The organism is Blautia sp. AF19-1 (assembly GCF_003479155.1).
GTDB classification, from domain to species: Bacteria; Bacillota; Clostridia; order Lachnospirales; family Lachnospiraceae; genus Fusicatenibacter; species Fusicatenibacter saccharivorans.
In genome coordinates this window covers 21,166-46,993 of record NZ_QUGQ01000004.1, presented here as the reverse complement: position 1 = coordinate 46,993, position 25,828 = coordinate 21,166, and the positions used below count along the sequence as shown (strand labels likewise).

Here is a 25,828-nt window from a genome sequence, read left to right as displayed (position 1 = left end):
AATTCTTATTTCTAAAATAAAAAAATTCCCTGTTTTTATAAAAATTCAAGGCTTCGAAAAAAAGTTCTTGCCCGGTAGTTACTACCGTACGGTATGCTAAGGATAACAAAGCAAATCAGCGAAAGGAGAATGTAGTATGAACATTACGATGGAGAATTTTAAAACCGCAAAGTATGATGTGTTTTCTATTTTTGATGACCGCTGGGGTTTGTGTACTGCGGGTACGCCAAGGGAGTATAATACGATGACGATCGGATGGGGTACGATGGGGACGATCTGGGGACCGCCAAAGAAAGGAAAGCAGATCATTACCGTATTTATCCGGGAAAGCCGCCGGACGCATCAGATTCTGCAGAAGGAAGACGAGTTTACGGTCTGCTTTTTTCCAGAGAAATATCGGAAGGATCTTGGAATCCTGGGATCAAAATCGGGAAATGATGTGCCGGATAAGATCAGTCTGACCAGTCTGACACCGAAGATGCTGGGAAATGCGGTTGGATTTGAAGAGGCAGAGCTGACCTTTGTCTGCAAAAAAATCTATGCGGTCAGAATGGAGAAAGAAGATCTGCCGGAATTTACGCGCGATACTTTATATAAAGATGGCGATCTCCATTATCTGTATATGGGCGAGATTGAAGATGTCTTTGGCATGATTGAGGAATGAAACAGGAAAATTGGCGTGATGTATCAGTATTTCTTATCACAATCTTGTATATACTGCACCGGGCAGAAAGGCATCAGACTGCGTGAAATGCGGAAAATGTGAGAAAGTATGTCTGCAGCACCTGCAGATCAGAAACCTGCTGGAGGATTTGGTGAAAGAGTTTGAAGCGGAGCGTGCTTGAAAAAATTTCCGAAATTTACAAAAAGTACATCTGATCAGGGAGTAACCTGATCAGATGTACTTTTTTGTACGCAGTATACCAGAGTTTGATCCAAGGGGACCATTCTGCTGCAGAATAATTGGATTAATAGTTGGCTTTATAAGAATTTCTCTTTTCCGCCGTTACGCGGTGCATCCGCTCTGCCATTACAACCATCAGAATCAAAATGGCCATCAGGAATACCGGATACAGTCCGAAGGAAATATGCTGGCCGAGAACACCGAAAACCGGCGGCATCAGGCAGGTTCCGACGTAAGCAAAGGCCATCTGGATGCCGATGATTCCCTGGCTTAAGTCAGCACCGAAGTTTGCCGGTGTCTCGTGAATGATGGAAGGATAAATCGGCGCACAGCCAAGTCCGATCAGGATCAGGCCGATAAAAAGAAGGGAATCGCCAAACGGCAGCAGCATCAGAACCGCACCAACGGCGATGAAAAACTGTCCCAGACGAATCATATTCTGATCGTTCAGCTTCATGGTAACGAAACCGCAGATAAAACGTCCGATGGTAATACCAATGTAAAACAGGCTGGCCCAGCTTGCGGCACGCTGTGCATCAATACCGCGGAACAGCGTACAATAACTTGCAGCCCACATGCCAGCAGTAGATTCCACTGCACAGTAACAGAAAAAGCAGATCAGCACCTCTTTGACACCAGGAACACGGATCAGACTGGAAAAACTCCGCTCCGCCGGAACAGAGGTATCCTCTTCGGCAGCTCCGGCAGGTTTCTGCCAAAGAGGAAGGCTTAAGAACAAAACCAATGTCAGCACAATCTGGAAAATGGAAATGATAAGATATCCTTTGTTCCAGTTCAGGTGACTGATTGCCCAGCTCATCACAACAGGGCCGGTACTGCAGCCAACACCCCACATGCAGTGCAGCCAGCTCATATGGCGCGCCTTATAATGAAGCGCAACGTAGTTATTCAAAGCGGCATCGACGCTTCCGGCGCCGAGACCGTAGGGAATTCCCCAGAGGCACAGGGCCCAGAAAGAATGGCTGATGGAAAAACCAAACAGTGCCACAGCGGTTGTCAGAACACTGACAGCGGTGACCTTTCCGGTGCCAAACCGTGTGTTCAGCCGGTCACTGTTCAGACTGGAAACAATTGTTCCGGCAGAGATAATCATGGAAATGATACCGGCTGCGGAAACGGAAGTTCCCAGTTCCTGGTACATGACCGGCCACGCAGAGCCGAGCAGAGAATCCGGCAGTCCAAGACTGATGAATGCCAGATAAATGACAGGCAGCAAAAGTGAAACCATAGTAAAACCCTCCTGATACAAAAAATTATCATAGGAAATCAGAGAAAAATGCGCGTGTTTCTGATTTCTGTGGATAGCAAACAGGTACAGAAAATTTGCGTTAAGTTTAACGCAGAACCTCTGTACGCAACAATTTCAAAGTATCATACTTGAAAAAAAGAATCAATACTTTCTTTTCAGAAAACAAAAAAAGCGATATAGTAGAAGAAAGAAAATTCTTTCTGAAAAACAGGAAGGAAAAGAAATAAAGAGCAAAATAAAACAAAGGCCAGAAATAAAATGAGAGAAAAACGAGAGGGAGACATATGGAAACAAGAGTACTTCGCTATTTTCTTGCCGTAGCACGGGAAGAAAACATCAGCCGTGCGGCAGAGATGCTGCATATTACGCAGCCAACCTTAAGCCGTCAGCTGTCCCAGATGGAAGAAGAACTGGGAGTGATCCTGTTTGAAAGGGGAACAAGGAGAATCCGGCTGACGGATGCGGGAATCCTGCTGCGCCGCAGGGCAGAAGAAATTATCGGGCTGATTGATAAGACAGAAAAAGAACTGGCAGAGCAGGAAGCACTGATCGACGGACATGTGACAATCGGATGCGGAGAGACAAGGTCTGTGAATGTTCTGGCAGATCTGATCGAAACCTTCAGCCAAAAATATCCGAACGTGACGTTTGATCTGGTGACGGGAACAGCAGATGTATTGAAAGAGCAGATGGATCGTGGTCTGATGGATGTTGCACTGCTTCTGGAGCCGGTTGATGTGGGAAAATATGAGTTTGTGCGTCTGAAAGAAGGAGAGCGGCAGCAGGTGCTGATGCGCCCGGATGATCCGCTGGCACAAAAAGAAGTCGTACATCCGGAAGATTTAAAAGATCTTCCGTTGATCCTGCCAAGAAGACAGGATGTGCAAAATGAGATTACCAACTGGTTCGGAGCATATTATCAGAAGCTGAATGTTCGATTTACCTGTAATATGCCGACGAATGGAGCAAAAATGGTTCGGAAGGGACTCGGGTATCTCATTACGGTGCAGGGAGTCTCCGAACTATGGAAGGAAGACGAGATTGTCGGACGATTCTTAGATCCGCCGATCATCTGCCGCAGTGTTTTTACCTGGAAAAGAGAACAGCCATTCAGCCTTGCCGCAACGAAGTTTATCGACCATATCCGGGAAAATTTGTGAAAACAGCCAGAAAATGATTTATTAACGTGAGTTATTTTCGTGAGCTAATTTATTAGAAAAACTTTACAATCCGGGAAAAATCGTGTTACACTATAACAGAAAAGAAAGTATGTGCAAATCGAAACGGTGTAAAAGGACCATGGCCCGAATTACCGATACGTTTCGCATCACAAGGGAGAAAAAATACAAAAGAGAGGTAAACGACAAATGGGAGGCTTTTTTGGAGTTGCATCAAGAGAAGACTGTACGCTGGAACTGTTTTATGGAGTAGATTATCATTCTCATCTCGGTACAAGACGAGGAGGAATGGCGACCTATGGAGCAAATGGTTTCAGCCGTGCAATCCACAATATAGAAAATTCCCCGTTTCGTACAAAATTTGAGCGCGATGTAGCAGAGATGGAAGGCCATCTTGGTATCGGATGCATTTCCGACTATGAACCGCAGCCGCTCCTGATCCAGTCACATCTTGGAAGCTTTGCGATTACAACCGTTGGAAAGATTAACAACATGGACAAGCTCCTGGAGAATGTTTATGGAAACGGACGGACGCATTTCCAGGAAATGAGCACCGGACAGATCAATGCCACAGAGCTGGCAGCATCTCTGATCTGCAGCGAAAAAACGATTACGGAAGGTATTCGTCATCTGCAGGATGTGGTGGATGGCTCCATGACGCTGCTTTTGATGACGAAAGACGGAATTTACGCCGCCCGTGATAAAAAAGGCCGTACGCCACTTGTCATTGGTAAAAAAGAGGGCGCTTACTGTGCCTCCTTTGAAAATTTTGCTTACCTGAATCTTGGCTATACCGATTATCATGAACTGGGACCTGGAGAGATCGACTTTATCACACCGGAGAGCGTGGAGATGCTTGTTCCGCCGCAGGAGGAGATGAAAATCTGCTCTTTCCTGTGGGTTTACTACGGCTATCCGACAGCATCGTACGAGGGGATTAACGTCGAGGAGATGCGATATCACTGTGGTGCCATGCTTGCAAAACGTGATGCGGGAAGTGATGTTCACCCGGATCTCATTGCCGGTGTGCCGGATTCCGGTATCGCCCATGCGATTGGCTACGCCAATGAGTCTAAAATTCCATTTGCAAGACCGTTTATCAAATACACTCCGACCTGGCCGCGTTCCTTTATGCCGACCAATCAGGAGCAGAGAAACCTGATCGCACGCATGAAACTGATTCCGGTACAGGCACTGATCGATCAGAAAAAGCTGCTTTTGATTGATGATTCCATTGTGCGCGGTACACAGCTTCGGGAGACGACTGAGTTTCTGTATCAGAGCGGTGCAAAAGAAGTTCATGTCCGCCCGGCATGCCCGCCGCTGCTGTATGGATGCAAGTTCCTGAACTTTTCCCGTTCCAAATCCGAGCTTGATCTGATTACCAGACGGATCATCCTCGAAAAAGAAGGAGAAAATGCAGAAAAAACACTGGAGGAATATGCAGATCCGAAGAGCGACCGCTACGAATCCATGTGCCAGGAAATCTGCCGCCGTCAGAACTTTACCAGCCTCCGGTATCACCGCCTCGATGATCTGGTAGAATCCATTGGACTGCCGAAGTGCAAAATGTGTACCTATTGCTTTGACGGAAAAGAATAAAAAGGATATAATAGTTTTTAAGCAGGCCAACTGGCAGAATATTCTATGTAAGTGGAATCTGCCGGCTGGCCTTAAAAAATATTGGGGGCTTTTTTATGGCAATTACTATTCTGATCGTGGATGATGATAAGCTGCTGGTCGATAAGCTGGAAGAGACTGTGAACTGGAGTAAAATCGGAATCGATATGGTTTTTACGGCAAACAATATCCGCCAGGCGCAAAAACTGCTGGAAGAATATCCAATCGAAATGCTTTTGTGTGACATCGACATGCCACAGGGAAACGGGCTGGAACTGCTCGAATGGATCCGATATAAAAAACTGGATATCGAATGTGCCTTCCTGAGCAGTTATGCAAATTTTGCCTATGCACAGATGGCGCTGAAACTTTCATCCAGAGAGTATCTTCTGAAACCGATTTCCAATACAGATCTGGAAATCGCGCTTCTTCGTTTGGTCGAGATTGTAAAGGAAAAACAGCAGAAGACAAAAGCACAGGAAAATACAGAACAGAAAGAAAAGAAACTATGGGAAGATCTTCTGATCCAGTGTATGCAGGAAGAATACTGGATTGAGCAGGCAAAAAAGAAATATGACGATCCGGAAGAAAAATTCTGCCTGATCCAGCTGCGTGTTCTGGAGATTCCTTCGAAAGAATATTATAAAAAAGAAATCAGTCTGGAGAATTTTGTGATTGAGAATGTCACGACAGAATTTTTTGAAACAAGAGGGCGGCGTGTGGAAGCCATTGTCCATGCCAGTGATCTGGAGTGGGCGATTGTACTGCGGAACGTGATCCGAAATGCAGGGGATGAAGAAAAACTGGAGGAATGGAGAAAGTGTCTTTCCGGTGCGGTTCCGGCAAGATTCTGTACCTATATGGGAAAACCCGTTACGCTGGAAGAGATTCCAAAAAGCCGGGATAAACTGGAAGAAATCGAAAAATACGCCGTGCCGGATGAGACAGGAATTTTGTACGAAGACCGCTGGTACTTTGTGGAACGTGAATATCAAAAGCCATCCTGGAAAACGTATCTTGCAGAAATGGAGCAGACGGACTCTGTGCAGCAGGTAAGGAAATCTCTGCAGGGCTATATTACACAGCGCCGGGCTGCGGGTGGAATGCGAAAAGATTTTACCGTTCGTTTTATCGGAGAACTGGTTCAGACGGTTTATGGCTATTTAAAAGACCGTGGAATCGCTTTTGAACAGATTTTTGAAAGAGAAGAATTCGAGCACAGAAGACGAGAAGCCTGTCTTTCTGTAGTTGGAAGCCGGGAATTTATCGAATATCTGTTTGCTGTACTGGAGGGACAGAAAAAGAGCGAAACACACAGCGACAATGTGGTGGATCAGCTGAAAAAATATATTGAACAGAATCTGGGAGAAGATCTCTCACGGCCGGTGCTGGCAGGAAAAGTCTTTCTTTCGGAAGATTATGTTTCCAAACTTTTTATGAAAACGACGGGAATGTCGTTGCCAAATTATATCGCCGAGCGCAGAATTGAACGGGCAAAAGAATATTTGCGCACATCATCCCTGCCGATTAGCAAAATTGCGATGGAAGTCGGGTACGGAAATTTTTCCTATTTCAGTAAAACGTTCCGGGAGCTGGTTGGATGTACGCCAAATGAATACCGGAGCCGTCAGAAATAACAAAAAAATGGTGTCAATAACAAAAAAACGTGATAGATAACAAAAAACAGATTTTACTTAAAAAAAGACGTTGCGAAAACGTCTTTTTTTTAATATACAGACTGCCGGAAAATGTTAGAAAAATGAGGCGAGTTTTTGTATAATATGTTCATCGGTTGAGACGAGAAAAAGAAATCTAAAGGAAAGAAGGGATGATATGTGAGCGCCAACCATAGTAAAACCAAAAAGAAGAGTTCCATAGGATTTGTAGAGGGAGTGAGAAGAAGCAGGCCATTATATTTACTGATGCTTCCTTCCATTATCATTTTTGCACTGTTTACGTACTACCCGATGTACGGAATTGTGATTGCATTTAAAAACTTTACACCTGCGGATGGAATTATGGGAAGCAGCTGGGCTGGACTGAAATACTTCAAACAGTACTTTAACTCCTATCAGTTCGGTCTGACCATTAAAAACACAATTATCATCAGTCTTTACACCATCGCGGTAACATTCCCGCTCCCGGTTATCATGGGACTGCTGGTTAACCAGATGAAGGCACAGAAGTTTAAAAAATTCTTCCAGGTATCAACCTACCTGCCGCACTTTATCTCCACCGTTGTTATGGCCGGAATGCTGATCCTGTTCCTTTCCCCGAGTACAGGTATTATCGCAAAGCTGGTGGGAGTGCTTGGATTCAAGCTCCCGAACCTGATGGGAAGTGCAAAAGCATTCCCACACATTTATGTATGGTCTGAGGCATGGCAGCATGTAGGATGGGACAGTATCCTCTATATCGCAACACTTTCCTCTGTAGACCCGACCCTGTATGAAGCGGCAACGATGGACGGCGCCAACAAATGGCATAAAATGATCCACATCGATGTTCCGGCTCTGCTGCCGACGGCAACCATCATGTTTATCATGAGAATGGGAAGCGTCATGAGCGTTGGATTTGAGAAGGTTTACCTGCTGCAGAATACACTGAACAGTACCTCAAGTGAGATCATTTCCACCTATGTGTATAAGATGGGTCTTGTGAGCAGCCAGTACAGCCTTTCCGCTGCAATTGGCCTGTTCAACAACATTATCAACCTGATTCTTCTTCTGGCAGTCAACTTCATTTCCAGTAAAATGAGTGATACCTCACTGATCTGACAGAATTTTGAGCCTACATAGGAATGGAGAGCAAAGATATGAGTAAAGCAAAAGCAGTATCAACAAATAAAGTAAAGAAATCCAGAGAAGACTGGATTTTCGATATCATCCTGTATACGATCGGCGTGCTTCTGATCATCATCACCCTGTATCCGATGTACTTCATCATCATTGCATCGTTCAGTGATCCGGCAGCCGTATCCAACGGACAGATTATGTTCCTTCCGAAAGGAGTTAACTTCAAAGGATACAAACAGCTGGCGAGCTATGCAAAGCTGTGGACCGGCTACCGTAATACGATTGCTTACGTAATTATGGGAACGCTTGTGACACTCGTTGTCAATGTTCCGGCTTCCTACGCGCTTTCCAGAAAGCATTTGTATGGAAGAAGATTTTTCACGGCATTTTACCTGATCCCGATGTTCTTCACCGGCGGTCTGATCCCAACCTACCTGGCAGTACAGAGATTTCATCTGCTGGACACCTTCTGGGTTATGGTTGTTCCGTTCTCCGTTGTAACGTATTACATCATCGTAGGACGAACGTTCTTCAACAACAGTATCCCGGAGGATCTCTGGGAGGCGGCGCAGCTGGATGGATGTGGATACCTTGGATTCTTCTTCAAGATTGTGCTTCCGCTTTCCAAAGCCGTTATCGCTGTTATTGCCCTGTGGGCAGCAGTAGGACAGTGGAACTCCTACTTTAATACATTGATTTATATCCGAAGCGAAAGTCTGCAGCCGCTGCAGATTGTCCTTCGAAGCATTCTGGTCGGCAATCAGACCATGAGTGCCATGAGTACCGGCGCTGCAGCCGTTGAGGCAAAGCAGATGGCCGATCTTATCAAATACGCGATCATCGTGGTTTCCTCCGCGCCGATCATGTGTATGTACCCGTTAGTGCAGAAATACTTCAATCAGGGTGTTATGCTCGGATCACTGAAAGGCTGATCCTGCGGATAGGAGAGAAGTATTGCAAATAAAAATCATAAAGGAGAGATGATGATGCGAAAGAAAACAAAAATGGCCTGGAGCGTTGCTCTTTCGGCCGCAATGGCAGCTGGACTGCTTGCAGGATGTGGAAGTAATGGAGGAACGGAAAGTACGAGTGGAAGCACTGCAGCAAGTTCTGCAAAGACAGAATCTTCTGCCAGTGACACGACAGATACCAGTGACCGCCCAACCTACAAAATTGCAACAGTAAGATGGACCGATACCTGGCCGACCGATTTCCTGCATGAAGGCGTCATGAAAGAAATCGAGGACAAGATGAATATCAACATCGACTGGCAGGTTTATTACAACAGTGACTGGTCCGAGCAGAAATCTCTGCTGCTGGCTTCCGGAGACCTCCCGGATGCATTTCTTGGCTCCATCTGCTTAACACAGGCAGATATGGCACAGAACAAATCGGCATTCCTGGATCTGACAGATCTGATCGAAAAAGATATGCCAAACCTGAAAGCAGCCTTTGAGGCTGATCCGGAACTGAAAGCAGTCTGCACCAGCCGTGACGGAAGAATCTACAGCTTACCGAAGAAGCTTCCGCTTCGTCCGAAGGTTTGCGGCGATGTTATGTGCATCAACCAGGAATGGCTGGATAACTTAGGACTGGAAACTCCGAAGACCTATAAAGAACTGGAAGAGGTTCTTGTTAAATTTGCGACAGAAGATGCTGACGGCGACGGCGATCCGACCAACGAGATCGGTATCACAAATGCGGCAAGCAGCGGACTGTTAAGCGGCGATCTGCGCCACATCCTTTCCCCGTTCGGAACCATGGTAAGCCGTGACGGAAACTACATGGGACTGAATGGCGAAGGAAAACCGGTCTTCATGCCGATGGAAGAAAATTACAAAGAAGCAGTAAAATGGATGCGTCAGTTATGGGAAGAGGGCGTTGTTGACCCAGAGTACTTCACACAGGATGGCTCTATGCAGACAGCAAAACAGCAGGCTGATGGCGGTTCTCAGGTAGGTCTTATCTTTGGATGGACTGCAGACGCCCAGGTTGGTCCGAACGTAAATCAGTTTAAGACTCTTGAGGCAGTAGAAGGCTACGATGGAAACCACTACGTAGAAGCAGCAACCAATTACCTTGATATCTCCGACCGTGAGCTCATGATCTCCAAAGACTGTAAAGATCCTGACACCCTGCTGAAATGGGCGGATGAATTTTACACCGATCTTGCATCGTTACAGACCTTCTATGGTACGATCGGAAGCCAGATCACAGACAATGGCGACGGAACCTACAATGTAGATGTGCCAAGCGATGGATCTTCTCTGGATACTTCCGCATGGTCCAACTCCTTACGTGACTTCGGACCAAAATACATGAACGGGGATTTCTATGACAAAGTTTCTCTTCCGGAAGATCAGGGTGATGGTATCAAACTGGCAGACGATGCAATCAACGAGAAATATGTTGATACTGAGAAAAACTGCGGATTCCCGATGGTTCAGTATACCGACGAAGACCTTTCCAGAATCACGGCAATCGGAACCGATATCTATAAATATGTAGAAGCACAGTATGCACACTGGGTAGTAGACGGCGGCATCGATGATGAATGGGATTCCTACATCGATCAGCTGAAAGCTATGGGTATTGACGAGTTCCTCCAGATTCAGACAGATGCTTACAATGCATACAAAGAAAATCTGGCAAAATAAACAGAAAATAACATTACCTGTAAGAAGCAGGCGTTGATCCGGCGGATCAATGTCTGAGGTGCAAAACAGCAGGAGAAACGGCAGGCCAGAAATGACCTGCCGTTTTTGACAAAAGGAGGATTTTTACATGTTTTTGGAAAAAGAGGGTAAGTTAATTTATTCCTACGATGGCGAGACCGTCTGCATCGAAGCGTGGGGGAAAGATGCACTGCGTGTACGCGCGACAAAAAATCGAAGCTTTACCGGCCGTGACTGGGCGCTGGAAGCAAAGGACGCGCATGCGGGAGAGGTTGAAATCTTTGAGGATCCATCAGCAAAAGGCGGAGCCTTTGCCAATATGTATGAGGGAACGGATACTTCCTACGGAAAAATCACAAATGGAAAGCTTCATGCAGTGATCGATTCCGGCAGCGTCATTACGTTCTATCATGAGGATGGAAGAGTTCTGTTAAAGGAGCATTTCCGCCGTCTGCGCGATGAGGAAAGCATGCCGCTCAACATCATGGGACGCGAGTACAGCAACGGCGTCGGGGATAATTTCCGTATTGTAGCGCGGTTTGTAGCAAGAAAAGGTGAGAAAATCTTCGGAATGGGACAGTATCAGCAGCATGAGCTGGATCTGAAGGGCTGTATGCTGGAGCTGGCACAGAGAAACTCACAGGTCAGTGTTCCGTTCTATCTTTCCAGTATCGGCTACGGCTTCTTATGGAACAATCCGGGCGTCGGACAGGTGATGTTTGCAAACAATGGAACGGAATGGGTAACGGAATCCGGGAAAGAAATTGATTACCTTGTGATTGCAGGTGACACCCCTGCCGAGATCGAGGAGAATTATATGACGCTGACCGGAAAACCTCCGATGATGCCGGAATACGGCATGGGCTTCTGGCAGTGTAAGCTCCGCTACTGGAACCAGGAACAGCTTCTGTCTGTAGCAAGAAAATACAAAGAACTCGGTGTACCGCTTGATGTGATTGTCGTCGATTTCTTCCACTGGACGAAGCAGGGCGAGTTCAAATTTGATCCGAAATACTGGCCGGATGTGCCGGGTATGTGCCGCGAATTAAAGGAGATGGGAATTCAGGTTGTTGTATCGGTATGGCCGACCGTCGATATTTATTCCGAAAACTTTGAGGAGATGAAAGAGAAGGGCTATCTGGTTCGCACGGAGCACGGTGTACCGCTGACGATGCTCTGCGGTGGAAATGAAGTCTTCTTCGATGCAACCAACCCGGATGCAAGAACGTATGTCTGGGAAAAAATCAAGAAAAATTATTACGATCAGGGTGCAAAACTCTTCTGGCTGGATGTGGCAGAGCCGGAATACAGCGTTTACGATTTCAAGAACTACCGCTATCAGCTCGGAAGCGTACAGGAGGTCGGAAATATTTATCCGAAATATTATCTGAAAGCGTTCTATGATGGCATGACGGCAGAAGGCGATACTATGCCAATCAGCCTGATCCGTTCTGCCTGGGCAGGCAGCGCGAAATATGGTGCGCTCGTATGGTCAGGCGATATTGTAAGTACCTTCGAGTGCTTCCGGCGCCAGGTACAGGCAGGGCTTAACATGGCGATTGCCGGTATTCCGTGGTGGACCACCGATATTGGCGGTTTCCACGGCGCCAGAACCGACGACCCGGATTTCCATCGTCTGTACATCCGCTGGTTTGAGTACGGATGCTTCTGTCCTGTCATGCGTCTGCATGGAAACCGCAATCCACAGGAGGGCTACGGTGCAGAGCAGATCGGCTCCGGCAGCGATAATGAGATCTGGAGTTTTGGCGATAAGGCATATGAAATTTCAAAGAAATATATTTTCCTGCGTGAGCGCCTGAGAGATTATATCCGGACACAGATGAAGAAAGCACATGAGGACGGAACTCCGATGATGCGGCCTGTTTTCTATGATTTCCCGACAGATCAGGAAAGCTGGAATGTGGAGGATGCTTATCTGTTCGGACCGGATCTCTATGTTGCACCTGTGATGGAGGATCACGTAACGGAGCGCGAGGTTTATCTCCCGGATGGAACAGCATGGTTTAACGCATGGACCGGAGAAAAGTATGAGGGAGGACAGAACGTAACGGTTGCTGCACCGCTGGATACTATTCCGGTATTCGTAAAAGAAGGAGCGGATGCAGAAAAGCTGCTGAACATTTTCTCTGAATAAGAGAATGTTACCGCTCACCGGTAGCAGGCGAACGGCAACAAAGAATCCTGTTCTCACCATGTGAAACACGGACTTTGCATGCACAAAGCGAAAAAATGTGATATAATGGGCTGTGTTACAAAGAACATAGCTGCAAATATATTCTGTGAGTGTAAAATGACTGCCGGAGCTGCGCGGTAAGGTGCGGCGTCCGGCAGTCGCTCTGCAGACAGAAAAAAGGAGGGGTGGATGCGCTTATGAATCTCTGGCAGAAAGGAAAACGAAGGATGCTGCGCAGCGTTCGAATACGCAGTTTGAAGGATACGTCCCTGCGGCTTGGAACTCCGGTTTTTCTGGTCCTGATGGGGCTTGTTGTCTGCCTGCTCTGGGGCGTTTGGGAAAACCGCAAGCTGGCAGATAAATATATTGCCGATACGGCAAAGCTCTATGTCGATCAGATCAACCGTGATATGTCGCAGATCAACAGTGAACTGATCTATCTGCTGGATTCTGACAGCAACATCAAAGAAATCCCGGATCAGATAACATCGACAGATGCTCAGTATTATGAAATGGAGCAGACGCTGCGGGAGCGAAACCGTGTGCTGAAAATCCGTTACCATGAGGTACAGACCTTCTTCGTCTACGGTCAGAAAGCCAATGTTCTGATTACGGACAGTGGAACTATGTTTACCGAGAGTAAGGGAATGACAACGCTGAATCAGATGCTGATGTCATATCTGCAGATTATGACATCAAAGGATTCGATCAGCACACAATGGACTGTGATTACGTTTGGCGACGACGACTATATTGTAGGCTGGTACGCGAAAAACAAAAAAGTTATCGGCTGTGTCATCAATCTGAACCTGATTTTCCGAACCATCCGCGCCAAAACAGAGGAGTATGATGTCATTCCGTTTATGGTGGATGCCAGAGGCCGTGTCATGACGCAGGCAGATACGTCGGAAAAATATAAAAATGAGATTATCGATTTTTCCAAAGCGGGAAAGAAGAAGAAAAATGCGACGGTCTATTCCTACCAGCTTGGCACGGTCGGAAAAATCAATCTTATGGTTCTGCCGGGAGGCGGTATTCTTGAGAATGTACTGATTATGCAGATTGCATTCGTCGTCCTGATCGCGGTTCTTCTGATTGTCTGCGCATTGGAAATTACAGCATATTACCACCGGATTCTGGAACCGCTGGAAAAATTCGGACAAAAACTGGAGGAGCTGGAAAAAGAGCAGAGTCTGAATGATGATGGAAGCAACAATCTGTTAGAGCTGGAGTCTGTGAGCGGCAAATTCAAGGAACTGCTGCGGAAAATACAGGGATTGAAAATTGCGATCTATGAAAAAGAGCTTGCAGAACAGAAAGCCGAGCTGGAATATACGCAGGAACAGATCAAGCCACACTTCTTTCTGAACTGCCTGAGCCTGATCCATGGCATTGCGGATAAGAATAACGAAGGCGAGATCGTTGAGATCACAACGGTGCTGTCCGACTATATGCGCTACATTTTCCAGGATTCCAAGAAGCAGCGCGATGTGGAGGAAGAGCTGGAACACATTGAGGCATATATCCGCATCCAGAAGCTGCGGTACGGAGAAGAAGCCTTTTCCTTTGAAGCAACGACGGATGGTGATATCGGAGAATGGAAGGTTCCGTCTCTTCTGCTGCAGACACTGGTGGAAAACTCCGTAGTACACGGTGTATCCCTGGACCGGAAGAGTGAGATTTCCCTATATCTCACAAACGAGACGTACGAGGACGGTGAGTACCTCTACATCTGTATTTCCGACACCGGAAACGGATTTTCGAAAGAGGCACTGGATGCAATCGAAAACGACACGCCTATCATCTACCACGGCCGTCACCATGTCGGCATCTCCAATATAAAACGCCGCCTGGCGCTGATGTACGGCGAACGGGCGAGCATTACGTGCTCCAATATGGATGAAAATTACGGAGCCGTCGTAGAGGTGCGGCTGCCTAAAACAGAATAAAGCGAAAAGAAAAAAGGCGGGAACCCGGAGAAACATAGAGGGTTCCCGCCTTTTTGCGTGAAAAAACTGCAGGAGCTTCCGGAACCTGATGGCTCCGGGAAGCTCCTGCAAAGGGGGAGATGATTCAAAAACTGTTTTCTGTATCAGATACGGGAAACTCCGTCATCGGTATAACGCTCGTAGGAAGCGCCTTCGTATCCGACCATGCGGATGCTTTCCTCTTTGATATCCGGTATGGATTCTGCAAAATCAGCAACCGGGATTGCGCAGCCTTTGCGGATGAAGAGCGGAACCTCATTCAGGGCAACTTCTACATAGTGGATACCTTTTGGAAGAACCTCCTGGAACATGTTTCCATTGCCGAGGAATTTTACAAACATCATTTCTTCCGGCAGATATACGTAACGGCCGATGGCATTCTGGGTGTAAACCGGTGCGATCATGATCTCATTACCGATCATCAACTGATCTTCTGTATTTCTTGCCAGTTTGTCGTCCGGATAAACGAAGGCAAGCGGTTTGAAGTACATATCGTCGTTTAAAGCAGCCTTCATGTACTCGCTGTACAGATACGGAACGAGGCGGTAGCGGACGCCGATGACGTTGCGGAAGTCCTCGATATGCTCAAACTGGTAAGGTTCCTGCTCACGTGTTCCGAGTGCAGCATGGTTTCTCATCAGAGGAGTGAAAACACCAAGTGCCAGCCAGCGGAGCAGCAGGTCTCTTGTGGTATTTGTACCGAATCCGCCGAGGTCGGCTCCGGTATAGAGGAAACCGCACATGTTGAGGGACGGCATCATCTTCAGGTTCAGCAGGATGTGTGACCACCACGAGCAGTTGTCTCCGGTCCAGATTCCACCGTAACGGTGCATGCCGATGTAGGAAGAACGGGAGAACATCAGGATTCGCTTATCCGGGGAAATTCGTTCAAAAGCTTCACCGGCAGAACGTGTCATGTTGTAGCCAAACAGATTGTGTACCTTGTCATGGCGGACCTGTTCGCCGTTTACGTTGTGATAGAAGCGTTTATAGTCCTCATGGTTGTTTGCCAGTGCCTGAAGCTTTCCGCCTACCATGTAGTGCGGAACCTCCGGGTCACCTTCCACATATTTCTTTGCAGTCTCCTTGAAATCAGCAAGGCCTTCCTGGGAATAGAAGATGGATGGCTCGTTCATGTCATTCCAGAAGGCATCGATTCCCTTGGAAACGAGAACATCGTATTTGTCACCAAACCATTTTCTGGCATCTGCATTTAAGACATCCGGGAAATGAGTCCAGCCCGGCCATACAGTAGCTTCGAAGTAGGAGCCATCCTCACGGCGGCAGAAGTAGCCTTTTTCACAGCCCTCTTCGTAAATGTCATAACCCTCTTCGACTTTCACACCGGCATCGATGATCGGAACGAGATGGATCTTTTCTTTTTTCATATCCTGTACAAATCCCTCGAAATCCGGGAAACGTTCTTCATTTACGGTGAAGTCCTTGTAATCCTGCATGTAGTCAATATCCATGTAAACCATATCGAGCGGCACATGGTTTTCGCGGTATTTTTTCACTACCGTGCGGAAATCATCCTCTGTTTTGTAGCCCCAGCGGCTCTGACCGTAACCGAAAGCAAACTTCGGAGCAATGTAGCTGCGTCCGATGATGCCGCGGAACTGTTTTACGATATCAAGATCGGAATCACCGGTGATCATGTAAACGTAGAGATCTGCGTTTTCGCAGGAAACAGTCATTGTATCGGAAGTTGTGTAGCCGATATCGAAACGCAGGGTGCCCGGATAATCGAAGAAGAATCCTACGTGTGTCTTGCCGGAGATGATGATGAAGTTGTGTGCTGCATACAGAGAGGTTTTGCTCTCTACGTGGTTTGGATCATCAGCGCAGTCACTGATGTAAAGAAAACCGCGTTTGTTGATGCCGCGGTTGGCTTCGCCAAGTCCGAATACCATGTCCTCGTCAGCAAGCTTTGTAGTGAAGGAGAAGCCGTTCTCGGTGGAGAAGGTACCGTAATCCGGGTTTCCTTCGGAAGAGGGGATCTCTTTTACGACAGCTTCGGTTTCAAATGGGGTTCCGTAGACAAATTTTTTTACCATGTCATCCTCCTTGTAAAATAAATGGAAAATATAGTGTTTTGGTTAGGTTTAGCGCAACACCTTTGTAATTTTATTATAACAGGGATCGGAAAAATGTCTAGCAAAATTCTTCCTTTTTTTAACAAAAAAACGTGTACAGAAAAAAATCAGGTTATGTTGGCAGGCCTTCTGCGCGTTTCCGGAAATCTCTCGGCGTACAATGGTAAGTACGCAGAAAAATTTTGGAATAATAACTCTGATGATTGAAACCGCATGCGGTACAGATTTCCGCGATGGACATTTTGGTTGTGTTTAGCAGATGACAGCTTACTTCCAGACGGTAATGATTCAGAAAATCAATTGGGCTCTGGCAAAGATAGCGGCGGAAAATCTGACAGCATTTATTGCGGCAGACTTTTCCGGCGGCGGCGATCTCTTCCAGATTGATGGATTCACTGTAGTGGCTGTAAATATAGGAAACCATATCGCGCTGGATCAGAAGATCTGGATCCTGTGAGACGGCGGTGTTGCCGTCCGGCATCATCGGATGCGTGCGCAAAAGACGGCACCACAAAAGGGAAAGCAGAGCAGCAGCCTCGATTTCGTAGGCGGTTGGCTGTTCCTTCTTCAGCCGGAGAATTTCCGGGAGGGTCTGCAGCGCTTCAGTATCTTCCGGATTTTCCGGCTTCAGATGAAGATATTCCAGAGCCGGATTCGAAAGAACCGGCGTAATATAAGACTGGTACAGAACGCTGTTCGCGGTGAGGATTTTCGGATGGCACAGGATACAGATAAAGTCACATTCCTGGCCGTTTTCGGAATATCCGTAGTGCATCTGGCGGGAATTGACGATAATCGCCTCCCCGGCGTTTAAAAGGACTCTTTTTCCATTGATATAGTAGTTCATCTGACCGGAGCGGATCTGTACCCATTCGATATCCTCATGCCAGTGGCAGAGCGCCCGGTGATCTGGATAGGAAGAAAGCAGTCCTTCCCGGATATAAAGCGGAATGCCGACTTCATCGTAGCGGACGATCTCGGATGCGTCCTGCATGACTTTTGTAATTGGGTCATTTATCATAAAAACCTCCGTGAAAAAGTACAATTATTATAAAAAATAAGGAATATTGTCGTAGAAAAAACGCAAAACCTAAGATAATATGATTATAACATATACGTGTATGGAATAAAACAGAAAAAAGGAAAAAGAAATGAAAAATCAGAGGGAAATCAAGAAAAAAGATCCAGAATTCTACCGGAAACTTCTTGCACTGCTGATCCCGATGGTTGTACAGAATCTGATGAATGCACTGGTAAGTGCGTCCGATGCGTTAATGGTCGGTACGCTGGACCAGAATTCCCTGTCCGCAGTTTCGCTTGCCACACAGATTTCTTTTGTCCTGAATCTCTTTTATGCGGCGATTACGATCGGAACAACGGTCATGGTCGTTTATTTCCTGCTGAATCTGGATGAAATGATTAAGCTTCCTGCCGTTTACAGACACTATAAAAAATATCAGTGGGTGAATAATATTACCAGGGAGGATACAGAACAATGAAAAACGTAGAGAGAAGAGACAGACAGTTACCGTACATTTCCGATGCAGAGGTGATGGAGCAGCAGATGAATGCGAGAAGACTGACGCAGAAACTGAACACCATCGACCGTTCGGATTTTGACGGAATCGCAGCCATTGTAAAAGAACTGTTTGGAAAATCCGAGGGTGCATTTGTCAATCCGCCATTTTACTGTGACTATGGCTTTCATATTGAGGTCGGAAAAAATTTCTTTGCAAATTATAACTGCACCATTCTCGATGTGGCAAAGGTAAAAATCGGAGACAACTGCCAGATGGCGCCGAACGTTGCCATCTATACTGCAGGTCATCCGGTGCATCCGGCGGCAAGAAACAGTGCGTATGAATACGGCATTGAAGTTACCATCGGAGATAATGTCTGGATTGGCGGAAATACCGTTATTTTACCAGGCGTACATATCGGAGATAACGTTGTTATCGGCGGCGGAAGTGTTGTAACAAAGGACATTCCGGACTGGTCGATTGCAGCAGGAAATCCGTGTAAAGTCATTCGGAAGATTACCGAAGAAGATAAACAGTATTATTTCAGAGATAGAAAATTTGATGATGAAGCATGGGAGGTCATCAAAAATCTGTAAAAACGAAAAGCTTTCTTGGGCAGTTGTGCGATGAAAAAAACTCTGTACCGTATCCATCCGGGAATTTCCGGGGATGCGGTGCAGAGTTTTTTTGCGATAGGGAGACAGGAGATTCTGCCGGATTTTGCTGTGGCAAAAAAATGTGAATCCTGCTTTTGTGCAGCAAAAAATGCCCAGAGCCGGAATCGAACCAGCGACACGAGGATTTTCAGTCCTCTGCTCTACCAACTGAGCTATCTGGGCATTTTGATTTCCTGTTGGAAACCTTTGTTAATATAACATGGATTCGCGAAAATTGCAACTGTTTTATCGAAAATCTCGAAAAAATTGTGCTTTTGGAGGAATGGCGGTGTATTTTCGTTCGAGAATGTGGTAGTATAAAAGATATGCAAAGAGGAACCAAGGAGAAGTATTAGAAAGATTATGAAAATTATTCTGACTGCGGTCAACGCAAAATATATTCATTCCAATCTCGCAGTTTATACACTGCAGGCGAGCGCGGAGAAAGCCGGCGTGTTCCCGGAGATCCGCGAATTTACGATCAATCAGTCAAAGGATTCCATGCTGCGAAGCCTGTTTCTGGCGCGTGCAGACGTTGTCTGCGTTTCCTGCTACATCTGGAATATATCAATCGTAGAGGATCTGATTACAGAATATCATAAAATCAGTCCGAAAACAAAGATCTGGCTTGGCGGGCCGGAGGTTTCGTACCATGCAGAGGAGATGCTGGAACAGTATCCGTTCCTTGCCGGAATTATGAAAGGCGAGGGAGAAGTGACTTTCCGGGAAATAGCAGTTTATTATCAGAACCAGGGGAATGGGATGGAGGGGAAAACGCTGGAGGAGATCCATGGCATTACATACCGTGATGCAGACGGTGCAGTCAAAAGCAACCCGTGGCGTCCGGTTATGGATCTGTCCGAGGTGGATTTTCCCTATGCAAACCTGAAAAAATTTGAGAACCGCATCATTTATTATGAGTCGAGCCGTGGCTGTCCGTTCTCGTGCAGCTACTGCCTTTCTTCCATTGATAAAAGGCTCCGGTTCCGAAATCTCGATCTCGTAAAAAAGGAGCTTGCCTTCTTTTTGGAGCAGAAGGTACCGCAGGTTAAATTTGTAGATCGTACCTTCAACTGCAAAAAAGATCACGCAATGGCGATCTGGAAATTCATCGCAGAACATGATAATGGTGTGACAAATTTCCATTTTGAAATTGCTGCCGATCTGATTACGGAAGAAGAGCTGGAACTTTTGAATACGCTGCGGCCGGGACTCGTACAGCTCGAGATCGGCGTGCAGTCTACGAATCCGCAGACGATCGAAGCAATTCACCGGAAGATGGATTTTGGAAAAGTGACAGAGATTGTCAATCGGATTGCGAAAGGAAGAAACATCCACCAGCATCTGGACCTGATTGCGGGACTTCCCTACGAGGACTATGCAAGTTTCCGCCGTTCTTTTGCGGATGTCTATGCGCTCCGGCCGCAGCAGCTGCAGCTCGGATTTTTAAAAGTGCTTCGAGGCTCCTTTATGTATGAGCATACGAAAGAATATGACTGCCATTATCAGGAACGGGAGCCGTATGAGGTGCTTTATACAAAATGGCTGCCGTATGATGATGTGCTGAAACTGAAAGACGTGGAAGAGATGGTAGAAGTCTATTACAACAGCGGTCAGTTTGTCCACACGCTGCCGATGATCGAGCGGTTGTATGAGAACCCGTTCGACTTCTTCCAGGAACTCGGTGATTTCTACCGGGCAAAGGGCTACAGTGAGGCGGCGCATAACCGGATCCAGCGGTATGAAATTCTGCTCGAGTTTTTACGGGACGAAAAACAGCAGGACGAAGCATTCTTCCGCCAGATGATGGTACTCGATCTGTATGCGCGGGAAAATATGAAGACGCGGCCGCATTTTGCAAAGGATCCGTCGGAATGGAAAAACGAATCGCGTGATTTTTACCAGAAGGAAGCCGAAACGAGAACGCTTCTGCCATCGTATACGACATACGATTGGAAGCAGCTGCAGCGCATGACGCATGTGGAAGTTTTTGATTACGATGTGCTCGGAAACGGGGAAAAGGCGCGTACGGTACTCCTGTTTGATTATCAGAAGCGCGATCCGCTGACGGGAAATGCGGAGATGATCGACTGTAGTGAGCTTTTTTACGCTTGACATTTCAAAAGAACATGAGATACTAGAAAAGGTAATAAAAGATGAAAATACAAGATTTTGTAGTGCTCGATCTTGAGACAACGGGTCTTTCTGTAAAGGAAGACCAGATTCTGGAGATCGGTGCAGTAAAAGTGCAGGGCGGAGAGGTCACGGCATCGTATGAGACTTTCGTCAATCCGGGCAGAAAAGTGCCGGAGCGGATCACGGAACTCACCGGAATCCGGGATGAGATGATTGCGAATGCGCCCGATGTGGAGACTGCTGTCCGCGGCTTTCTGGATTTCTGCGGCGGCCTGCCGCTTCTGGGGCACAATATTCTGTTCGATTACAGCTTCATCAAGCAGGCAGCGATAAATGCCCGTCTGGACTTTGAAAAAGAAGCGTGGGATACGTTGAAAATTGCACGGAAAGCCCTCCCGGATCTGGAGAGCAGAAGCCTTGAAGCACTCTGCGGCTACTATCAGATCCCGCGGGAACACGCACACCGTGCGATGGACGATGTGCTGGAAACGCTGGCACTGTTCCGAAAACTGGAAGAAGGATTTTCGGAAGATCACCCGGAATGGTTTGCCGCAGCGCCTCTGAAGGCCAAAATGAAACGTGAGGTTCCGGCGACGGAGGCACAGAAAAAATATCTGGCGGATCTGATCCGGTACCATGAGCTGGATCTCGAACCGGAGTGGGGAGCACTCACAAAAAGCCGTGCATCCCGCATGATCGATCAGATTATTCTGGCACATGGAAGAATGGAAAAACGACAGAGAACTGAGAAAAAATAGAAGAGAAAAAGAAAGGATGGAACGATGAGTAATAAAGTCAATCGAAAAGCCCCGACAGAGGCACAGAAAAAGAAGAAAGATCCGCTGGCAAAGAAGAGAAATGCAGCAAAGATACTGGCATTGATTCTTGCAGTGGTTATGGTGCTTGGTATGGTTCTTCCAGCACTTTTATGGCTGGTGTAAAGAGATTCTGTAAAAGACAGAGTGAAATGGGAAACGGATCAAGAAGAGGCACAGTATGAAAAACAGCAGAAAAATGAGAGGCCTGCTGGTGATGCTTATCGCATTCGCATTCTGCTTTCTGGCAGAACCAGTCAAAGCGGATGACCGGACAGCGCTGGACGGAATCTATGTAGAAGACATTTCCGTCGGCGGTATGACCGAAGAGCAGATCACACAGGCAGTAAACGACAAAATTGAACAGTTAAAACCCTCGGTTATCAACCTGTCTGCCGGAGAGCAGAATGCACAGGTGACAGCAGGGGATCTCGGACTTTCCTGTGCCAACCCGGAGGTGGCAAGAGAAGCCGTCACAATCGGGCAGGAAGGCAATGTACTGAAGCGGTTCCTGACACAGAACCGGCTCAAAAATGGAGAGACGGTGACGTTTTCCCTGAAATATACAGTCGATGGCGAGGCAGCGCGCCAGGCGGTAGAAAACAACACGGCTGTGCTGAACCGCGAGGCAACAGATGCAACGCTGACCCGCGAAAACGGCGAATTTATCGTCAATCCGGGCCAGACCGGATGCAGCGTCAACGTGGATGAGTCCATGGCGAAGGTTGTCAATTACCTGACGACAAGCTGGCGGGGCGGCATCGGCGGCGTAGAACTGGTAACAGAAGAAACACCGGCAGGCGGTAATCCGGAGCAGCTTGCACTTGTCAAAGATCTGCTCGGCGAGGGTACGACGGAGTATGGCAACGGTACGAGCGGCAGAAAACAGAATGTCGCAGTCGGCGCAGAGAAGATTAACGGAACGCTGGTACAGCCGGGCGAGGAATTTTCCGTAGAGGCGGTCGTTGTGCCGTTTGATGCGGAAAATGGTTATGCACTGGCAGCATCGTATGAGATGGGCAAGGTCGTCGATTCGTACGGCGGCGGTATCTGCCAGGTTTCCACAACGCTCTATGTTGCTGTCTTAAAAGCAGAGCTTGAGGTGACGGAGCGGTACAGCCATTCCATGATTGTCCACTATGTGGATCCGTCGATGGATGCGGCGATTGCAGAGGGATTGAAAGACCTGAAATTCATCAACAATACGGATGCGCCGATTTATATTGAGGCGAGCGCGGACGGAAGCACCCTGCATTTTGCCATCTACGGCCATGAGACGAGAGATCCGAACCGCACGGTCCGCTATGAGAGTGAGACGACAAACACGGAGGATCCGACGCCGAGCCTGACGGAAGATGCGAATGCATCGTTTGGAACAATTGAACAGACATCGTACGGCTATCAGGGTTCGACGGCGCGGCTGTGGAAGATTGTGAATGACAATGGAAATGAGACGAAGGAGCAGGTGAATTCCAGCACTTACCGCATGACATCGGATGTCTATACCGTGGGAACAAAGACGGACAATGCAGCGGCGCGTGCGGAAATGCAGGCGGCGATTGCGGCAAATGATCTTGCAAAAGCAAAGGAAGTTGCAGCGAAATACAGCCAGAGCAGTTCGTCATCGAGTTCTTCGGAGAAGAAGGAAGACAGCAGCGATGATTCGGATTCGGATGGTACGGAAAAGACGGACGACAGCAGCAATACAGAGAAAACGGAGGACGATGAGGACTAGGCGTTTTCTGGTTACAGTTCGCTGGGAACCAGTGAACTGTAACATTTTCCGTGAAAAATGGGAAAGCAGAGGGAAAAGGAGTACGGATTCCGTCTGCTTTTTCGTTTGAAACAGGAAGTTCGAGGAGGACAAGGGATGCGAAAGGGTAAATTACAGCAGAGCGTGCTGGTGCGCTCGGTGTTTAAGATGCTGGGGCAGAAAAGAGAGGACGCAGCAGGGCCGGCGGTTGGACGTGGGGTATCGGCATTTGCAGGAGAAAAGGAGACGCAGGTGTTTTCGTGTGCGCCGGTGCTGGTGAAGGATCCGGAGGACGCGGTGCTCGCGGTCTGCCGGGTGTGCAACAGTGTGGCCGCGGCGGGGGCATCGGCAAAAGGAGTGCTGGTGTCGCTGATGCTGCCGGAGGCGATGGAAGAAAAGGATTTAAAGGAGCTGATGCGGGCGGTTGACGGTGCGTGTGTGCGGTATGGAACTGCGGTGATCGGCGGGCATACGGAGGTGACGGACGGGGTTTTGTATCCGGTGCTTACCGTGACGGCGGCAGGCGGGACAACGCGTGCGGGGCTGTTTGATCCGTCGTGTGTGACAGCGGATTTGGATCTTGTCGTGACGAAGGGGATTGCGCTTGGCGCGGTGTCTTATCTGGCAAAGACAAGAAGGGATGAGCTTCTGACGAGATTTTCTCCGGGATTTATCCATGGGGCGGCGGATTTTTCGGAGGATTACTCTGTCTGCCGTGAGGCGGAGATTGCGATCGAGCACGGTGCGGCTGCGATGCAGGATCTCTCGGAGGGCGGGATTTTCGGGGCGCTCTGGGAGATGGCGGACGGCGCGGGTATCGGGCTTGATGTGGCGCTGAAGAGGATTCCGATCCAGCAGGAGACGGTGGAGATCTGTGAATTTTTCGGGGTGAATCCGTATCAGATGCTTTCGACGGGGGCGCTGCTGATTGCGGCGGCGGACGGCGAGGGGCTGGTGCAGAAAATGGCACTCGAAGGGATTCCATCGGCGGTGATTGGGCGGACGACATCCGGGAAGGAGAGGATTCTCCGGAACGGGGAAGAGGTCCGGTATCTGGATAAGCCGCAGATGGATGAGATGTACCGGGTTGGCAGATAAGGCTTAAATATACGACAGGAGTGATTGGTAAAATGGCACATTTGAATATTGTTCTTCATGAGCCGGAGATTCCAGCAAATACAGGTAATATCGGACGGACGTGTGTGGCGACGGGGACGAGGCTGCATCTGATTAAGCCGCTGGGGTTTGATATTTCGGACAAGGCGGTCAGGCGCGCGGGGCTGGATTACTGGCCGAAGCTGGATGTGACAGTGTATGAGAGTTACGAGGATTTTCTGGAGAAAAATCCGGGGGCGAAGATTTACTATGCGACGACGAAGGGGCCGCAGACGTATGTGGATGTGCAGTATGAAGAGGACTGCTTTATCATGTTCGGAAAGGAAAGCGCGGGGATTCCGGAGGATATTCTGTACGATAATCAGGAGACGGCGGTGCGGATTCCGATGATTAATGATATTCGGTCGCTGAACCTTTCAAATTCCGTGGCGATCGTACTGTACGAGGCACTGCGGCAGAATAGCTTTGACCATATGCAGCTCGCGGGGCATTTGCGGACGCATGAGTGGAGGTAGACGGACGGGACTCTGGTGATCGTAGACGGAGCTGCATTCTTTTTATAAGGAAGAAGTTAAGATCATTTCCAATTCGGCAAAGACCTGCTCTGCGTAAAGCTGTTTGATTTCGTGGCGGGTCATGCCGGAGACGTTGGTCTGGAAGGTGAAGGTGTGGGCTTGGGCTTTGTATAAAATACAGAAGTAGACGACGCCCTGTACGCTGTCAGCGTTGTTGGGGTCGAGATTTCCGGTTGTGCCGGTGATTCCGATGGCGATGGCGGTGTGCAGGTTTTCTTGTACTGTGCGGGCCATGGCTTCGGCGCATTCGGGGGAGTAGACGCCGTGGATTTCGATGACGGAAGGGTCGACGCCGACGAGGACTTTGGTTTCGTTCAGATACGTGACGTAGCCGCCGGGGAAAATGGCGGAGGCGCCTTCGGTGTCGGTGATCAGGGAGGCGATCAGACCGGAAGTGCAGCTTTCCATGGTGGAAATGGTGGTGTGGGATGCAATGAGCTGTTTGATGATGGAATCAATGGTGTTTGGGTTCATAGTGAAAATTACCTCCAGAGTTAGTTTGATATGTCTGGCAAAAAAGCCCCTCGGCGGAGGGGC

Annotated in this window: 21 protein-coding genes and 1 tRNA gene; 17 read left to right on the top strand and 5 right to left on the bottom strand. The window is 47.9% G+C overall.

Translation table 11 applies throughout. The annotated features are described in order from the left end of the window. Positions 1–136 precede the first annotated feature (136 nt). On the top strand, positions 137–664 hold the full coding sequence (locus DWX26_RS03375) for a flavin reductase (protein ID WP_117509337.1): 528 nt from the start codon (positions 137–139) through the stop codon (positions 662–664). Between the two features lie 304 nt (positions 665–968). Here DWX26_RS03375 and DWX26_RS03365 read toward each other — a convergent pair whose 3' ends face one another. Then, the gene (locus tag DWX26_RS03365) at positions 969–2,153 is read right to left on the bottom strand and encodes an MFS transporter (RefSeq protein ID WP_055227985.1); all 1,185 of its coding nucleotides are present in this window, start codon (positions 2,151–2,153) and stop codon (positions 969–971) included. Between the two features lie 305 nt (positions 2,154–2,458). On the opposite strand from DWX26_RS03365, the gene DWX26_RS03360 reads away from it, so the two are divergent. The 8 genes from DWX26_RS03360 (at position 2,459) to DWX26_RS03325 (ending at position 14,585) form a co-directional block, all read left to right on the top strand. Continuing rightward, entirely contained in the window at positions 2,459–3,334 is an 876-nt protein-coding gene (locus tag DWX26_RS03360; RefSeq protein ID WP_117813786.1) for a LysR family transcriptional regulator, read from the top strand. Positions 3,335–3,541: 207 nt separating this feature from the next. Further along, a complete protein-coding gene (locus tag DWX26_RS03355; protein WP_117813789.1) occupies positions 3,542–4,954 on the top strand; it encodes an amidophosphoribosyltransferase in 1,413 nt (470 codons plus the stop codon). Positions 4,955–5,049: 95 nt separating this feature from the next. Then, positions 5,050–6,609: a response regulator transcription factor gene (locus DWX26_RS03350; RefSeq protein WP_117813791.1), complete on the top strand. Its 1,560-nt coding sequence runs from the start codon at positions 5,050–5,052 to the stop codon at positions 6,607–6,609. Positions 6,610–6,864: 255 nt separating this feature from the next. Next, positions 6,865–7,749, top strand: a complete 885-nt coding sequence (locus DWX26_RS03345; RefSeq protein WP_243030501.1) for an ABC transporter permease — start codon at positions 6,865–6,867, stop codon at positions 7,747–7,749. Positions 7,750–7,787: 38 nt separating this feature from the next. After that, entirely contained in the window at positions 7,788–8,699 is a 912-nt protein-coding gene (locus DWX26_RS03340) for a carbohydrate ABC transporter permease (protein WP_118600863.1), read from the top strand. Between the two features lie 54 nt (positions 8,700–8,753). Continuing rightward, a complete protein-coding gene (locus tag DWX26_RS03335) occupies positions 8,754–10,424 on the top strand; it encodes an extracellular solute-binding protein (RefSeq protein ID WP_158580580.1) in 1,671 nt (556 codons plus the stop codon). A gap of 127 nt (positions 10,425–10,551) precedes the next feature. Further along, the gene (locus tag DWX26_RS03330; protein WP_117760707.1) at positions 10,552–12,597 is read left to right on the top strand and encodes a glycoside hydrolase family 31 protein; all 2,046 of its coding nucleotides are present in this window, start codon (positions 10,552–10,554) and stop codon (positions 12,595–12,597) included. 236 nt (positions 12,598–12,833) lie between these two features. Further along, positions 12,834–14,585 carry a sensor histidine kinase gene (locus DWX26_RS03325; protein ID WP_118600861.1) on the top strand — a complete coding sequence of 584 codons (1,752 nt, stop codon included), beginning with the start codon at positions 12,834–12,836 and terminating at the stop codon, positions 14,583–14,585. Positions 14,586–14,728: 143 nt separating this feature from the next. Here the strand turns inward: DWX26_RS03325 and DWX26_RS03320 are convergent, their stop codons facing one another. Together DWX26_RS03320 and DWX26_RS03315 are read right to left on the bottom strand one after the other, a co-directional pair. Further along, a complete protein-coding gene (locus tag DWX26_RS03320; protein ID WP_022462406.1) occupies positions 14,729–16,681 on the bottom strand; it encodes a glycoside hydrolase family 31 protein in 1,953 nt (650 codons plus the stop codon). A gap of 151 nt (positions 16,682–16,832) precedes the next feature. Next, the gene (locus DWX26_RS03315; protein ID WP_022462407.1) at positions 16,833–17,741 is read right to left on the bottom strand and encodes an AraC family transcriptional regulator; all 909 of its coding nucleotides are present in this window, start codon (positions 17,739–17,741) and stop codon (positions 16,833–16,835) included. A gap of 130 nt (positions 17,742–17,871) precedes the next feature. On the opposite strand from DWX26_RS03315, the gene DWX26_RS03310 reads away from it, so the two are divergent. Further along, the gene (locus DWX26_RS03310) at positions 17,872–18,219 is read left to right on the top strand and encodes an MATE family efflux transporter (RefSeq protein ID WP_022462408.1); all 348 of its coding nucleotides are present in this window, start codon (positions 17,872–17,874) and stop codon (positions 18,217–18,219) included. After that, a complete protein-coding gene (locus tag DWX26_RS03305; RefSeq protein WP_022462409.1) occupies positions 18,216–18,836 on the top strand; it encodes a sugar O-acetyltransferase in 621 nt (206 codons plus the stop codon). The genes DWX26_RS03310 and DWX26_RS03305 overlap by 4 nt, the downstream gene beginning before the upstream one ends. A 170-nt stretch (positions 18,837–19,006) precedes the next feature. Here DWX26_RS03305 and DWX26_RS03300 read toward each other — a convergent pair. Continuing rightward, positions 19,007–19,079: transfer RNA gene (locus DWX26_RS03300), tRNA-Phe, on the bottom strand. 180 nt (positions 19,080–19,259) lie between these two features. Here DWX26_RS03300 and DWX26_RS03295 point away from each other — a divergent pair. The 6 genes from DWX26_RS03295 (at position 19,260) to trmL (ending at position 25,231) form a co-directional block, all read left to right on the top strand. Then, on the top strand, positions 19,260–21,011 hold the full coding sequence (locus tag DWX26_RS03295; protein ID WP_022462410.1) for a B12-binding domain-containing radical SAM protein: 1,752 nt from the start codon (positions 19,260–19,262) through the stop codon (positions 21,009–21,011). A 41-nt stretch (positions 21,012–21,052) separates the two neighbouring features. Continuing rightward, positions 21,053–21,790: a 3'-5' exonuclease gene (locus DWX26_RS03290; RefSeq protein WP_055220616.1), complete on the top strand. Its 738-nt coding sequence runs from the start codon at positions 21,053–21,055 to the stop codon at positions 21,788–21,790. Between the two features lie 24 nt (positions 21,791–21,814). Beyond that, positions 21,815–21,973: a hypothetical protein gene (locus DWX26_RS16695; RefSeq protein ID WP_022462412.1), complete on the top strand. Its 159-nt coding sequence runs from the start codon at positions 21,815–21,817 to the stop codon at positions 21,971–21,973. Between the two features lie 55 nt (positions 21,974–22,028). Next, a complete protein-coding gene (locus DWX26_RS03285) occupies positions 22,029–23,582 on the top strand; it encodes a VanW family protein (protein WP_118600860.1) in 1,554 nt (517 codons plus the stop codon). A gap of 135 nt (positions 23,583–23,717) precedes the next feature. Continuing rightward, positions 23,718–24,698: an AIR synthase-related protein gene (locus DWX26_RS03280; RefSeq protein WP_118666573.1), complete on the top strand. Its 981-nt coding sequence runs from the start codon at positions 23,718–23,720 to the stop codon at positions 24,696–24,698. A gap of 32 nt (positions 24,699–24,730) precedes the next feature. Then, positions 24,731–25,231, top strand: a complete 501-nt coding sequence (trmL, locus tag DWX26_RS03275) for a tRNA (uridine(34)/cytosine(34)/5-carboxymethylaminomethyluridine(34)-2'-O)-methyltransferase TrmL (protein ID WP_117802093.1) — start codon at positions 24,731–24,733, stop codon at positions 25,229–25,231. A 42-nt stretch (positions 25,232–25,273) separates the two neighbouring features. On the opposite strand, the gene DWX26_RS03270 is transcribed toward trmL, so the two are convergent. After that, on the bottom strand, positions 25,274–25,765 hold the full coding sequence (locus tag DWX26_RS03270) for a CinA family protein (RefSeq protein WP_022461605.1): 492 nt from the start codon (positions 25,763–25,765) through the stop codon (positions 25,274–25,276). Between the last annotated feature and the right edge of the window lie 63 nt (positions 25,766–25,828).

Coding starts and splice junctions, on each gene's coding strand:
- DWX26_RS03375 (WP_117509337.1), top strand. CDS start 137: ATGAACATTACGATGGAGAATTTTAAAACCGCAAAGTATGATGTGTTT.
- DWX26_RS03365 (WP_055227985.1), bottom strand. CDS start 2,153: ATGGTTTCACTTTTGCTGCCTGTCATTTATCTGGCATTCATCAGTCTT.
- DWX26_RS03360 (WP_117813786.1), top strand. CDS start 2,459: ATGGAAACAAGAGTACTTCGCTATTTTCTTGCCGTAGCACGGGAAGAA.
- DWX26_RS03355 (WP_117813789.1), top strand. CDS start 3,542: ATGGGAGGCTTTTTTGGAGTTGCATCAAGAGAAGACTGTACGCTGGAA.
- DWX26_RS03350 (WP_117813791.1), top strand. CDS start 5,050: ATGGCAATTACTATTCTGATCGTGGATGATGATAAGCTGCTGGTCGAT.
- DWX26_RS03340 (WP_118600863.1), top strand. CDS start 7,788: ATGAGTAAAGCAAAAGCAGTATCAACAAATAAAGTAAAGAAATCCAGA.
- DWX26_RS03335 (WP_158580580.1), top strand. CDS start 8,754: ATGCGAAAGAAAACAAAAATGGCCTGGAGCGTTGCTCTTTCGGCCGCA.
- DWX26_RS03330 (WP_117760707.1), top strand. CDS start 10,552: ATGTTTTTGGAAAAAGAGGGTAAGTTAATTTATTCCTACGATGGCGAG.
- DWX26_RS03325 (WP_118600861.1), top strand. CDS start 12,834: ATGAATCTCTGGCAGAAAGGAAAACGAAGGATGCTGCGCAGCGTTCGA.
- DWX26_RS03320 (WP_022462406.1), bottom strand. CDS start 16,681: ATGGTAAAAAAATTTGTCTACGGAACCCCATTTGAAACCGAAGCTGTC.
- DWX26_RS03315 (WP_022462407.1), bottom strand. CDS start 17,741: ATGATAAATGACCCAATTACAAAAGTCATGCAGGACGCATCCGAGATC.
- DWX26_RS03310 (WP_022462408.1), top strand. CDS start 17,872: ATGAAAAATCAGAGGGAAATCAAGAAAAAAGATCCAGAATTCTACCGG.
- DWX26_RS03305 (WP_022462409.1), top strand. CDS start 18,216: ATGAAAAACGTAGAGAGAAGAGACAGACAGTTACCGTACATTTCCGAT.
- DWX26_RS03295 (WP_022462410.1), top strand. CDS start 19,260: ATGAAAATTATTCTGACTGCGGTCAACGCAAAATATATTCATTCCAAT.
- DWX26_RS03290 (WP_055220616.1), top strand. CDS start 21,053: ATGAAAATACAAGATTTTGTAGTGCTCGATCTTGAGACAACGGGTCTT.
- DWX26_RS16695 (WP_022462412.1), top strand. CDS start 21,815: ATGAGTAATAAAGTCAATCGAAAAGCCCCGACAGAGGCACAGAAAAAG.
- DWX26_RS03285 (WP_118600860.1), top strand. CDS start 22,029: ATGAAAAACAGCAGAAAAATGAGAGGCCTGCTGGTGATGCTTATCGCA.
- DWX26_RS03280 (WP_118666573.1), top strand. CDS start 23,718: ATGCGAAAGGGTAAATTACAGCAGAGCGTGCTGGTGCGCTCGGTGTTT.
- trmL (WP_117802093.1), top strand. CDS start 24,731: ATGGCACATTTGAATATTGTTCTTCATGAGCCGGAGATTCCAGCAAAT.
- DWX26_RS03270 (WP_022461605.1), bottom strand. CDS start 25,765: ATGAACCCAAACACCATTGATTCCATCATCAAACAGCTCATTGCATCC.